The organism is Chitinophaga sp. H8, assembly GCF_040567655.1.
Classification (GTDB): domain Bacteria; phylum Bacteroidota; class Bacteroidia; order Chitinophagales; family Chitinophagaceae; genus Chitinophaga; species Chitinophaga defluvii.
The window spans coordinates 1,185,340-1,199,173 of sequence record NZ_JBEXAC010000001.1 but is presented as its reverse complement, the minus strand read 5'-3'; the positions used below and the strand labels follow the sequence as shown (position 1 = coordinate 1,199,173).

Below are 13,834 nucleotides of genomic sequence, written 5' to 3'. Positions count from 1 at the left end.
TAATTATTGTTAGCTTACGTATATCGTTTACAAAATAATTTCAGCATTCGCTTACATCAGCTAAAAGCTAAAAGTTAACAGCCAAAAGCTAAACCAATTCAAATCCATCCTCCAATACTACTCCTTTTTTAACTACTACAATGCCTTCTTTGATGGTGTATTTTTCAAAGTCGCCATCTTCCAGATGTTTTCCACCATTAATAATTACGCCATTACCGATGCTGCAGTTTTTATCAATGATGGCATTATTGATCACACAGTCATCACCGATGCCCATGGGAGGGCGGCCTTTATCTTTGGCCCTTTGAATATCATCCAGGGTTTGATAGTAGTCGCTTCCCATGATATAGCTATTGGTAATTACAGAACGATTGCCGATGCGGGTACGGATACCCACGACACAACGCTCCAATTTGCTTGCCAGAATGATACAACCATCTGCAATAACGGTATGGGCCATGTTGCCTGATATTTTTGCAGGAGGCAGCATACGGGCGCGGGAGTAGATGGTTTTGGATTCATCAAAGAGGTTAAATTCCGGTATTTCATCTGTGAGGCCCAGGTTGGCTTCAAAGAAAGAAGGGATGCTTCCGATATCTGTCCAATAGCCTTCATACTGGTAGCTGAACACTTTGGTAGCCGCTTCAATAGCATCCGGGATCAGTTGTTTGCCGAAATCGGTCGCATCCGGTTCTCCGTTGAGGAGGTCATTCAGCACCTGCCGGCTAAAAATGTAAATCCCCATACTGGCCAGGTATATCCGTCCAGCGGTTTTCATGTCGTCACTTACTTCAGAAGACCATGGCGCCAGTACGTCCTGGGAAGGTTTTTCTGTAAAAGAGGTAATGGCCCCGTTGTCATCTGTTTTCAGGATACCGAAATCAGAAGCATCTTTTGCTGTTACGGGGATGGTGGCAATTGTGATATCAGCACCTTTATCCACATGGTACTGGAGCATATCACGGAAATCCATCTGGTAGAGCTGGTCGCCGGAAAGGATCAGTACATAATCAAATTCAAAGTTATCGATATGATGCAGGCATTGCCGTACCGCATCGGCCGTACCCTGGTACCAGGTAGGATTGTCGGGGGTTTGCTCAGCAGCCAGGATATCTACAAAAGCCTTACTGAAATGGCTAAAGTGATAAGTATTCTTAATATGCTTGTTTAACGACGCAGAGTTAAACTGGGTCAATACAAAAATGCGGTACATTTCCGCATTCAGGCAATTGGAAATAGGGATATCCACCAGGCGGTATTTACCAGCCAGGGGTACAGCAGGTTTGGAACGTTTGCGGGTTAAAGGCCATAGGCGGGTACCTGCTCCTCCGCCGAGTATGAGTGAAATAACAGTGTTGGACATATGCGTAGAATTTTTAGTGGTTAGCTGTTTGCAATAATGGTAAATGGTTGTATTTGTGTGCGTACTAGGTATTTATCTGACATATAACATCGGGCAAGAAAACCTGCGCGGCTAACTGCTGATAGCCTTATATACCTCCAGGTATTGCTGTGCAGAAGTATCCCAGGAGTGATCCAGGCTCATCCCCTGCTGTATTACCTGTCGTAACATTGCTTCATTATGGTATAATTCCAATGCCCTGCCAGCAGCATGACAGGCATCCCATACGGAGGCATGGAAGAAACGGATCCCCGCTCCTCCTTTATCTCCAAAATCTATTACGGTGTCTTTCAGGCCGCCTATACTTCTTACTATCGGTACGGTACCATATCTTAAAGCATACATCTGGTTCAGCCCGCAAGGTTCTACCCGGGAAGGCATCAGTAAGAAGTCGCTGCCAGCATAGATCTGATGAGACAAGGTTTCATTATAACCAATATATACATTGAAGTTGCGGCCGGCATACTGGCGGGTTTGCTGCAGGGACCATTCCACATGCGGCTCTCCGCTACCTAATACCACGAAATTCATTTGCCCCGGCCAGTCGTGCAGGGAACGGCCGATAATTTCGGGCAACAGGTCAGCCCCTTTTTCACCTACTAATCTCCCGATAAAGGAGCAAAGCGGCAGGGAGGGATCGAAATCAAACTTTTCACACAGGAATTTCTTATTGGCAGCTTTACCTTCTTCGTAAGATGTAATGTCGTAATTGGCCGTGAGCATTTTATCTGTAGCGGGGTCCCATACCCTGGTATCGATCCCGTTGAGGATGCCTACTGCTTTCCCCCTTTCGCTGCTGATCAGCCCTTCCAGCCCATTGGCCGCCTCATACAACTCCTCCATATAGCTGGGAGAAACCGTTGTAATCCGCCAGGCGCATTTGATAGCGGCCGCTAATGGGTTAATGGCCCCACCCCATTCGAGCAAACCGGATTTCCATAAGTCGAACGAAGGAATAAGATATAATTTATCCCATCCAAACTGTCCCTGGTATTGTGCATTATGGATGGTGATGACGGTACCCACGGCTTTTAATCGGGCATATTTATAGGCATAGCTTAACAGGAAAGGTAAGAGCCCGGTATGATGGTCATGACAATGGATCACGTCCGGCAGGTCCTGCCACTCATTTACCCAGTCGAGCACTGCGATCTGAAAAGCTAAAAAGCGTTCCGTATCATTGCCATAGCCATACACGCCTTCCGTATCCAGGAGCCCGGGTATATCTACCAGGTACAGGTCAAATCCCAGCACATTGGTGCGTTCCTTAAATACATTAAAGTGATACCATTGATGTCCCAGCCACATGCCGGCCTGGTGCACCACATCAAATTCATGTTTATTAAAAAACGGGGTCCTGTATGCGGGCATCACCACTTTGGCGATACTTCCCAACTGGCATTGGTATTTAGGCAAAGCCCCTACTACATCTCCCAGTCCTCCCACCTTTGCTACCGGATAACATTCTGCGCTGACGTGTAAAATTTCCATGCTTGATAGATAATTGACAATACTATCCTTAAGTTACCGTGGAAAAATCACAAAACAAAGGGGAAGGAAAAAAAAGCTATTTCTCCCAATCATCCTGGTAAACAAATTTGGGCATTTGCCATTCATATTTAATAGCCAGGATGCGGAGCGCGAGGCCAATGGCGATAGCCGTAAAAGTGGCCCATTGGTCGCCATATCCCAGGTATATGATTCCTACATATACACCGCCTGTAACAATAGAAACACTACCATATACCTCTTTACGGAATAATAATGGAATATCATTACACAGTACATCCCTTAATACCCCACCCGCACAGCCTGTAATCATACCACTCAGCAGCACGATCAATACCGGTAATTGCAGCTGTTCTGCCAGCTGGCAGCCAATGATCGTAAATACCACCAGGCCCAGCGCATCCAGATATAAGAAGAGGATCTTTAAGCGTTTCATGACAGAGGCCAGTACTGCCGCAAACAATGCCCCGCCGGCCGTTACCAGCAAATATTCCGGGTGTTCTACCCAGGTCATGGGGTAGTGATTCAGTAAAATATTACGGATGGTCCCTCCTCCTAATGCAGTAACCCAGGCAATAATACAAACACCTACCCAGTCCATATTTCGCCGCCCTGCCGATAAGGCAGCGGTCATCGCTTCTGCTGTAATAGCAATAATGTAGAGAATGTGTAACATGTGTTCCTTTTAAGAATACCCGGCAATATTAGTTATTTCGGCTTAAGGATGCTGAAAGATCAACACAATGGTCCTGTTAAATTAATAAAACAAGCCTGATCTGATGCCGGTACGTTTTGTTAGATTTGCAAAGTGCCCCTGGCAAAATAAGCGCATCTACTTTTCACCTTTTAATTATACATATGGATTTTGGACGTGTAGAACCGGCCCTGCTTGATGACATTGATTTTAAATTACCGGCAGAACCTGTTTACAATAAGAAAGTACTGAAAGGAATCCCGGCCAGAAAGCCACTTGTTTACATAGGCTGTGCCAAATGGGGACGCAAGGAATGGGTAGGCAAGATCTATCCCAGGGGCACCAAAGAGGCTAACTTCCTGGATGAATACGTACATCACTATAACAGTATAGAATTAAATGCTACACATTACCAGATCTATGGTACTGAAACCATTCAGAAATGGGATCGTAAAGCCAGGGGAAAGGATTTTAAGTTTTGCCCCAAAGTACCGCAAGCCATCAGTCATTACAGCTCGCTGGTCAATGCCGATCATCAAACCACGGCCTTTCTGGAAGGGGTATTAGCATTTGGCAAGCACCTGGGACCTATTTTTCTACAGCTGAGTGATAAGTTTTCACCCAATAAAAAGGAGCACCTCTACCATTACCTGGGTACACTGCCCAAAGACCTGCAGTTTTTTGTAGAGTTACGGCATTCTATGTGGTTCAGTGATGAAGCCGTGCGCATGGAGCTGTTTGACAAGCTCCGTAAGCTGAACATCGGGATCATTATAACTGATACAGCTGGCAGAAGAGATTGTGCCCATATGCACCTGACTGTACCCCGTATATTTATACGTTTTGTAGGCAACAGCCTCCACCCCACCGATTATACCCGTATAGACGATTGGGTAAACCGTATCAAATACTGGTTGGACAATGGCTTGCGGGAGATTTACTTTTTCATGCATATGCATGATGAAGCCTACTCGCCGGAACTATCAGTATATCTGGTAGACAAGCTGAATGCCGTATGCGGCTTTGAGCTGAAGAAACCCGTATTTGTACAAAACAACACCTTGTTTTAAACCATTCACCAATAGCTACTGACCGATGAATCAATTTGATAAGCAACTTGCACTCCGCTGGGCAGATATTGATGCCAATCATCATGTAAGACACAGTGCGTATTATGATTTTGGGGCACAGCACAGAATTGATATCCTTACGCAACTGGGGCTCAGCCTGGAAATCATGAAAGACGCCGGCATTGGCCCGGTGTTGTTCCGGGAGGAATGTGTATTCAAGCGGGAGATCATGCTCACAGATATTATCACGATCAGCACCACGCTCCTTAAACTAAAAAAAGATGGCTCCAGGTTTTCCATACGGCATGAGTTGATAAGAGCAGACCAGACCCTATGCGCCATTATTACCGTGGATGGTGCGTGGATCGATATTGCCAGGCGAAAGCTGGTATCCCCGATACCGACAGTGGTGACCAATGTATTTTCTTCCTTCCCCAAAGCGGAAGATTTTGAAATGTATGGATAATCATGGCAGGTACCCGCCAGCGTAGCATAATATTGTACCAGCATTACCAATTAAATAAACAGATCCCTATATTAGCGGATGCTTGGGCCGGAAAAAATGATCATGACAGCTGAAAGGGCACTGCTTCAGGAAGTAGCTGCGGGTAACGAAGCCGCATTTGCTACGCTGGTAAAACAATATGCCAGCCTCCTGTATACCTATATACTGAAACTTACCAGGGACGAAGCCGCAGCAGAAGATGTTGTACAGGAGATATTCACACAGCTCTGGCTCACCAGGGAAACGCTGCTGGAAGTACGCCATTTCCGTGCATTTTTGTTTGTCATTTCCCGCAATCACGCACTTAAGGCTCTCAAAAGAATAGACCAGGAATACACCCACCGGGAGGAATGGGGACGGCTGAATACGATCACGGAAGAGCAGCCTGACGGGATAGAATTTTATCTGGGATTGGTAGAACAGGCCATTATGCAGTTATCGCCCCAGCAGAAAAAAGTATGGATATTGAGCAGAAGACAGGGGCTAAAGTATAACGAGATAGCCCAGGAAATGAATATTTCAAGAGAAACTGTAAAGAAATACCTCCAACACGCCACTGCATCTATTGTAAGCTACCTCAAATCACATGGCGGCGCCTGGATAATCGCCTATCTTTTTTCCAGGTTATAAATTTTTTAAAACACCACTAGCCCCTTTTTGAAACATTTATGCTCTTAGTAGCGGAGGGAGGATTTTTATGCATCAGACCAACAAGAGAATAGCGGAACTTTTTGACCGCTGGTATAATAACAAAAGTACAGCAGCAGAAAAAGCGGAGTTGATCCGTCTTTTGAAAACCGCCTCGGCAGAAAAGGACCTGTATCCTTTATTAGAGGAGGCCTGGAATAAGGAAACAACCACAACAGCCTATGGCACTGGGCGGGAAGATGCACTTATCCAACAAATACTGACCCGTTATCCGGCTGTCCGTGAGCCTGCACCGGTAAGTCGTATGCGGTACTTACGCCGCTGGTGGGCAGCAGCAGCTGTACTGGTATTACTAGGCACAGGGCTTTACTTCTGGCAACAGCAAGGCACCCATCCTGCCCCTGTATCCTCTTCCCCTCCATTATCCCATGATATCTTACCAGGCACAACGGGCGCCATTCTTACATTGGCCAATGGAGAACAGGTAGTACTGGATAGTTTGCAAGACGGTGTGGTGGCAGCACAGCATGGCACGCAGACCATCCTTGCCAATGGGCAATTGTCCTATAATCAGCTATCCCCCACTGCTGATACAGTAAGCTATAATACCCTCAGTACCCCCAAAGGCAGGCAGTTCAGGGTCATGCTGCCAGACAGCACTATTGTATGGTTAAACGCCTCCAGCTCCCTGACGTATCCTACGGTTTTTACCGGACAGGAACGCAAGGTGAGCGTTTCCGGGGAAGCCTACTTTGAAGTAGCTAAAAACAGGAAAATGCCTTTCCGGGTACACCTGCCTGCATCTGTAAAAATAGAAGTACTGGGCACACATTTTAACGTAAACGCCTATGCTGATGAAGCAAGTGTAAAAACCACCTTATTGGAAGGCAGGGTGCGGGTAATAACCGATAACGCACAAGCAGTGATGCTCCCGGGGCAGCAAGCACAGGTAAGCCGGACATCCCCTGCACATAGCCCGGCTCAGATCAATATTATCGCTGCAGATACCGAGCAAATAATGGCCTGGAAAAATGGCCTGTTCAATTTTGAGAATGCCGGTCTGGAGGAAGTAATGCGGCAGCTTGCCCGCTGGTATGATATAGAGGTAGTATATGAAAACGGCATTCCGGATATTCACTTTGCAGGGGAGATGAACCGGAATATCAGTCTTACGGGATTATTAAAAATACTGGAAAAAACCGGTGTCCATTTTCGTATTGAAAACGGCAGGCGGCTGGTAGTATTACATTAAGCGATCAACAACCATTACATATTACCGGACCACCTTTTAAAACAAAACCGGAAGTGCTGGAAACACTCCCGGTAAATAGTACAGGTTGGTCCAAAAATGCTTTAGTCAGCGCAATTTCTTAACAACCAAAACCAAGTGCAATTTATGCAAAAAAAGACTTTTTGCTGCCGGGTACCTATGGGCTATTCATTCGCGGCCAAATTTCCTGATCAACCGCCTGCTGCCACTCCCATTATGTACCGGCGTATCACCAAAATCCTGCCGGGTCTGGGATCTGCCCTATGGCGATCCAGTAATACCGGCAACCAATTAATTGTGAATGCCATGAGACTAACCTTCTTCCTGTTGACAGCAGCTTTCTTAAATGTTTATGCTTCCGGGAGCTCGCAATCTATTACACTTTCGGGGGAAAACATTCCACTGAAAACTGTTTTTGCCGCCATAAAAAAGCAAACAACCTATGTTGTTTTTTCCAATCGTGGCGATCTTGAAGATACCAGGCCGGTTACACTTTCTGTCAGCAATATGCCGCTGCAGGCATTCCTGGAGCTGGCACTGCAACACCAGCCACTGGATTTTATGATCGAGCACAAAACGATTGTGCTGACACGCAAACCAATGCCATCACAAGTAACCGCTTCTGCCAGCCAGCCCATCAATGGCATAGTAGTATCGGGTGTCATCCGCAGTGTTTCCGGCACACCACTTCCAGGTGTTTCTGTTCGCATTAAAGGCACCGCTACCGGCACTGTTACAGATGCCCAAGGTGCCTTTTCACTAAAAGATGTATTGGAAAATGCCGTGCTCCAGATTTCTTCCATTGGATTTGAATCAGTGGAAGCTGGCATCCGCACCACCACCAATCCCGCTACGGCCTTTACTATTGATAAAAAACAATCCTCCTTACTCGAAATACTCCCCGGAGAAACACTGTTCCTGAAGATTACCCTCCGGGAACTTGATAAGGAACTAGACGCAGTAGTAGTGGTAGGATATGGCACGGTTAAAAAAAGAGATCTTACCGGTGCGGTATCCTCTGTGAAAGCGGACGATGTTATTAAAACTTCTGCCATCGGTATTGATCATGCCCTGCAAGGCAAGATTGCAGGTGTTTCAATTATCAGGAACAGCGCACAGCCAGGCGGTGGTATTGACGTACTGGTACGTGGTGCAACTTCCGTAAATGCCAGCAATATGCCGTTATATATTGTAGATGGTATTCCTATCGGGCAGGTTACCCAACCCGATAACAATGATGGCAGAACCAGTGATGGCACACAAAGCCCGCTGAATTTTTTAAACCCGAATGACATTGAATCCATAGAAGTATTAAAAGATGCTTCCGCAACAGCTATTTATGGTTCCAGAGCAGCGAATGGCGTGATCCTGATTACCACCAAACGGGGTGTAGCCGGGAAGCCGGTAGTTTCCTATTCGTTTTCCTATGGGATACAGAAGAAAACAGATACTTATAAAGTGCTGGACCTGAAAACCTGGATGCAATCTAAAAATGAAATATACCTGCGTGACTGGAGTATTAAAAACGGGGTGGCCCCTTATGGCACCCGCACCTTTTCAGAAGCGCAGTTGTCGCCGGTAAATGGTATCCGGTTTCAGCAATTCTATACTGAGCAACAGATTGAAGAAGCCGGCCCCGGCACTGATTGGGTAGGTCTTATCACCAGAGATGGTGCTATAAAGGAGCATAACGTAAGTGTACAGGGAGGAACGGACAAAACGAAATACCTCGTATCCGCCAACTATTTTAACCAGCAAGGTATCCTGAAGAATAACGGGATCAAGCGCTACTCCGGGAAAGTGAGCCTGGAGCAGGAGCTCAGCAAGTATTTCAGGATCAACAGTAATTTAATCTTCTCCCGCCTGGATAATGATAACGTCATGTTTGGAGACGGCGCCTGGGGAGATCATGGCGCGCTGGTAAATGCAGCCATTATGGATCCTTCCATACCTGTATTTGATAAAGCAGGGAATTATGCCATCAACCCGCTGCTCCCTAATGTGCCTAATCCTGTTTCCATGCTTACAATAACGGATAAGGGTGTAAGTGATCGTTTTGTGGGTAGTGCAGATATTATTTCAACACCCCTGCCCGGACTATCCCTCCGGCTTAGTGTTTCCATGGATAAATCAAACAGGACCCGCAGTACCTACCATCCAAGGACCTATCTGTTTGGCGCGCGAAGTGAAGGCATGGGCTCTATCAACAGTGTCAGTGATGAGTTTAAGCGGGCAGAGTTTGTAGCGCACTATACAAAAGACTTACCACATCAACAGCACGTGGACTTGCTCTATGGATCATCTTATGAGCTGTTCCAGGGCAACAATCACTTTCTAAAAAACACCAACTTCCTGACGGATGCTTTCTTATGGTACCGCCTGGATGCCGGCGGCGGTTCAAAAGTAGTAGGCTCCGGCGGATATAAGAATAACAGGTTATCCCATTTTGGACGTGTCAATTACAATCTGGCAGGTGGCAGGTACCTGTTCACTGCTACCTTCCGGGCAGATGCTGCCAGCCAGTTTGCCAGAAATCATAAATGGGGACTCTTCCCTTCCCTGGCCGCAGGATGGAATGCACTGGATGAAAGTTTTATGCAATTTGCCAGACCGTTATTTTCTCAACTCAAACTACGGGTAAGTGCAGGACAAACCGGTAATGCTTCTATTGGAGACAACGCCTTTGCAGCCTATGCGCCGGAGCTGGCCTGGAATGATGAAAAAGGCAGGGACCTTTACGGCGTGCGGCAAATCCGCCTGGAAAATCCCGACCTGAAATGGGAAACAACCACTGAATATAATGTTGGGCTGGATATTGGTTTGTTTAACGGCAAGATCAATGCTACACTGGAACTTTATCAGAAAACAGTAGCTGATCTCCTGAACACCAAACAGCTTAACAGTTATCTGGATATTAATACGGTGACTGCCAACCTTGGCAAAACACAGAGCAAGGGTATTGAACTTACCCTGAACACTAAAAATATCACCAAAAAAGATTTTCAATGGACCACTGATTATACATTTTCCATGTATCGTGACAGGTGGATGGAACGTGTAGAAGGATGGAAGCCCGATATTTTTGAATCACCCCGCGATCCGATCCGTCCTATCTATTCCAAGATCTATGCAGGCATCCTGCCGATGGGATCAACCGCACCAGGTACACAACCGGATATATATCCCGGTACTGCACTTATTGCGGACATTGATGGATACAAGCTGGATGAACAGGGCAATAAAATAGTGGAAAACGGCAGATTCGTATACCTGGGAAAGCCGGATGGTAAAATAGACAATGCAGATATCAAGTTGATTGGCACCCGTGATCCGGGTTATATCATGGGTTTATCCAATAGTATCAGGTACAAACAGTTTGACTTCCGCTTTAACTTTCACGCCCTGTTTGACCGCATCATGAGAGATCCCAACTTCTTTATAGGTGATGGCGCCTATCCCTTTGGGTATAATATGCTGAGATACCGGTATGAAAATACCTGGACCGTAAGCGATCCCGGCAGAACTATTCCCAACGGATCCAAAGACGGGTATGGAGATTATGAATACCAGCAGGCATGGTTTATCCGTATGCAAAACATCGCACTTGGCTATACGTTGCCCCAGGTACAGCCTGTCAAGCGTATATTTTCCAGCTGCCGGGTTTATTTCAATATCAACAATGTATTTGTACTCACCCCTTATAAAGGATTGGATCCTGAAACAGATGCACATTGGGGGCCATACCCTAATGCCCGTACCTATACCCTGGGATTTGATGTAAAGTTCTAATAAATGAAATGTTATGAAAAGGATATTCAATAAATATATACCTGCAATCTTTGCTGTACTGCTGTTTTCCTGTGTAAAGCTGGATCCTGTAAGTTACAGTGAATACAGCCCTGCTAATTTTCCGAAAACGGAAGATGATCTGAAAGCGATGGTGCTATCCTGTTATCAGCCACTATCCAGTTATGGCATACTGGACGTACAGTTCTGGAATGAATGTATGACCAACACCGTGGTAGGCGCTTATGGCACGCAACAGGCCTGTCATACACTCGCTTTTGATGAAACTACGGGCGACCTGACCAACTACTATAAATTTGCCAGCCAGATCAGCAGGGCTACCCTGGTTATTGATGCCATTGAAAACAGTGTTTTATCAGATGCCCTGAAAAAAAGATACATTGCTGAAGTACGTTGCAGCCGTGCTTACCTGATGTATACGTTGTTTGATCTCTTTGGCGGGCTGATCATAGCGCCCATCGAAATACTTAAAAATCCATTACAGGATCAGCCACTCCCCCGCTCTTCCATTGAGGAAACCGCCGCCTTTATTGAAGCCGACTTAATAGCCGCAGCGGAAGGGTTGCCCTATCCTAAAAATGCGGAATACGGAAAGTTCAGTAAAGGTTTTGCCAATATGCTGCTCATCCGGCTATACCTGCATGAAACGATTCATTTCACCGCTGATGGGAAAGTAACCCGGAACCCGGAAAACTATCATAAAGTAGAAACAGTTGCCCGGGAGCTGATGAAACCGGAATATGGTTATGCACTTGCTCCCAGCTATACGGATATGTTTACCGTAGGCAAACAGGCCGCCTGCAGAAATGAGTTTATACTGGCCTTCCCTTCTTCCATCACCGGTCCTAATGTGCATTACTGGCAATTGAAAGTAATGCCAACCAATGTAGGTACCTCCGCAGGTGGAGATCTGGCCGGGTGGCAAACCCTGGCGGGTGACTGGAAATTCTTTGACACGTTTGAGCCTGCAGATAGCCGGAAGAAATATATGATCGATGAATACATTAACCTCGAAGGCAGTAAACAGGATCGAAGTAATCCTGGTGATGGTTTAAAATTCGGGCCGGTTCCCCTGAAATATTATGTGGACGACAACATCATCAAACAGAGCTCCATGAGTCTTGCCGACCGGGTTATTTACCGCTATGCAGATGTATTGTTGTCATTGGCAGAAGCATTGGTATTCAAACCGGGAGGCACTGTCAACCAGGAGGCGCTGGATCTGATCAACGAAGTAAGGCGGAGAGCCAATCTCCCTGATAAACAACTTGCAGATGTGCCTTCCAAAAAAGCATTTGAAGATCTCCTGCTGCTGGAGCGGGCACATGAATTTTGGTGCGAGAACGGGCAGTACCGGGCTGATCTTATCCGGTTCGACAAATTGCTGGAAGTTATCCTGGAAGCTAACAACGGGATAGCACCAAGAGCCAGCAAATATAAATACCTGTATCCGCTTCCCAATTATGCGATTGTAGACGGGAAAGGAAAAGTACATCAAAATCCAGGTTACAGATAAGCGCATGAAACAGCTACTTTTTATACTGCTGGCCATTGCGGCAATTTCCTTCCGTGCAGGGACAAACAAACACGTGCTGAAAGTAAAATATACGGCTTCAGAAGCCGTATTTGCGAATCCGGAAAGGGGCTTTTACAGGCAGTTTTCCATCAACCCTGCCCAGGAGGAATTACTGGACACGGCGGCATTGAAATCTGTAAAACGTAATGGTAATTCCCTGATCCTTTTCTATTGTTACCTTAAAGCCTACCGGAACGAAGCACTGCCGGAAAAAATGCTGCTCAATTTTGAAAAGAATATGCAATTGATTCAGCAGGCAGGGCTAAAGTGCATCCTGCGGTTTTCTTATACCTCCAGTATGGACGCCCCAGATGCACCATTAAAAATAGTGTTGCAGCACCTGGATCAGCTTCAGCCCATGCTGACAAAACATGCTGGTGTAATTGCACTTATGCAGGCAGGCTTTATCGGAGCATGGGGCGAATTTCATACTTCTGCACATGAGCTGAATACACCGGACAGGATGACGCAGATAATAGACAAGATACTGGAAGTATTGCCGGCAAACAGGATGGTACAGGTAAGAACGCCGTTTTACAAAACGCAATATCTGCAATCCATGCAACCCTTATCAAAAGCAGCTGCCTTTAGTGATTCAAAAGCAGCAAGGATAGGACATCATAATGACTGTTTTCTGGCAAGTACCGATGACTATGGTACTTACCACCAGGTAACCGCAGAAAAGCAATACCTCCATGCAGAAGGCATTTTTGTACCCGTGGGAGGAGAAACCTGTCCGCCGGAAGGTATTGCGCCAGCAGATTGTATGAAGGCACAGCAGGAAATGCGGTATCTCCGGTGGAGCTTTCTGAATGAAGGGTATTATAATGCAGTGCTCCACAACTGGCAGCAACAAGGCTGTATGGACAGCATTAAACGGCAGCTGGGCTACCGGTTTGAGCTATTATCCGGCGAGTTTACAGCCGCCACCTGTCCTGGCGGGACCTTACAGGTAGCCGTCCGATTGGTCAATCGGGGATATGCCTCACTTTATAATCCAAGACCTGTGGAGCTGATTTTACAGCACACTTCAACAGGTGAGCGTTACCATGTGCAGCTACCCGATGATCCCAGGTATTGGTCGCCTCAGCAGGTCATAACCCTGACAGCAATAGCAGGCATTCCTGGTGATACACCGGCAGGCGTGTACAAGTTACTGTTATCTCTTCCGGCACCTGAAAAACAGCTATATGGCCATCCTGACTATGCTATCCGGTTTGCCAATCAAGATGTATGGCAGGAAAAAAGCGGATTTAATGATCTGCATGCCACCATCCGGATCAATTCTACGGTGATGCCCCCAAAACATACGGGTTCACTTTATTTTATCAACATGCAAAACCAGCATTAAAC

The 13,834-nt window shown here is 46.3% G+C and carries 10 protein-coding genes; 7 read left to right on the top strand and 3 right to left on the bottom strand.

The window, feature by feature from the left end:
- Window positions 1-88 precede the first annotated feature (88 nt).
- The 3 genes from ABR189_RS04570 to ABR189_RS04560 all read right to left on the bottom strand — a co-directional run bounded on the left by ABR189_RS04570 (window position 89) and on the right by ABR189_RS04560 (window position 3,587).
- Window positions 89-1,363 (bottom strand): glucose-1-phosphate adenylyltransferase, encoded by a 1,275-nt coding sequence (locus tag ABR189_RS04570; protein WP_354659267.1) that lies wholly within the window; start codon window positions 1,361-1,363, stop codon window positions 89-91.
- 111 nt (window positions 1,364-1,474) lie between these two features.
- A complete protein-coding gene (locus ABR189_RS04565) occupies window positions 1,475-2,893 on the bottom strand; it encodes a glycogen synthase (RefSeq protein ID WP_354659266.1) in 1,419 nt (472 codons plus the stop codon).
- 76 nt (window positions 2,894-2,969) lie between these two features.
- Entirely contained in the window at window positions 2,970-3,587 is a 618-nt protein-coding gene (locus ABR189_RS04560; RefSeq protein WP_354659265.1) for a trimeric intracellular cation channel family protein, read from the bottom strand.
- A 182-nt stretch (window positions 3,588-3,769) separates the two neighbouring features.
- Between ABR189_RS04560 and ABR189_RS04555 the strand changes: the two genes are divergently transcribed.
- From ABR189_RS04555 to ABR189_RS04525, 7 genes are all read left to right on the top strand, one after another.
- Window positions 3,770-4,675 carry a DUF72 domain-containing protein gene (locus ABR189_RS04555; RefSeq protein WP_354659264.1) on the top strand — a complete coding sequence of 302 codons (906 nt, stop codon included), beginning with the start codon at window positions 3,770-3,772 and terminating at the stop codon, window positions 4,673-4,675.
- A gap of 25 nt (window positions 4,676-4,700) precedes the next feature.
- Window positions 4,701-5,141, top strand: coding sequence for an acyl-CoA thioesterase (locus ABR189_RS04550; protein ID WP_354659263.1), 441 nt, complete (start codon window positions 4,701-4,703; stop codon window positions 5,139-5,141).
- Between the two features lie 102 nt (window positions 5,142-5,243).
- Window positions 5,244-5,810: an RNA polymerase sigma factor gene (locus ABR189_RS04545; protein ID WP_354659262.1), complete on the top strand. Its 567-nt coding sequence runs from the start codon at window positions 5,244-5,246 to the stop codon at window positions 5,808-5,810.
- 67 nt (window positions 5,811-5,877) lie between these two features.
- Complete coding sequence (locus tag ABR189_RS04540; protein WP_354659261.1) at window positions 5,878-7,080, top strand: FecR family protein; 1,203 nt, start codon at window positions 5,878-5,880, stop codon at window positions 7,078-7,080.
- 144 nt (window positions 7,081-7,224) lie between these two features.
- The gene (locus tag ABR189_RS04535; RefSeq protein ID WP_354659260.1) at window positions 7,225-10,887 is read left to right on the top strand and encodes a SusC/RagA family TonB-linked outer membrane protein; all 3,663 of its coding nucleotides are present in this window, start codon (window positions 7,225-7,227) and stop codon (window positions 10,885-10,887) included.
- Window positions 10,888-10,900: 13 nt separating this feature from the next.
- Window positions 10,901-12,421, top strand: coding sequence for a RagB/SusD family nutrient uptake outer membrane protein (locus ABR189_RS04530; protein WP_354659259.1), 1,521 nt, complete (start codon window positions 10,901-10,903; stop codon window positions 12,419-12,421).
- A gap of 4 nt (window positions 12,422-12,425) precedes the next feature.
- The gene (locus ABR189_RS04525) at window positions 12,426-13,832 is read left to right on the top strand and encodes a DUF4832 domain-containing protein (protein ID WP_354659258.1); all 1,407 of its coding nucleotides are present in this window, start codon (window positions 12,426-12,428) and stop codon (window positions 13,830-13,832) included.
- Window positions 13,833-13,834 lie beyond the last annotated feature (2 nt).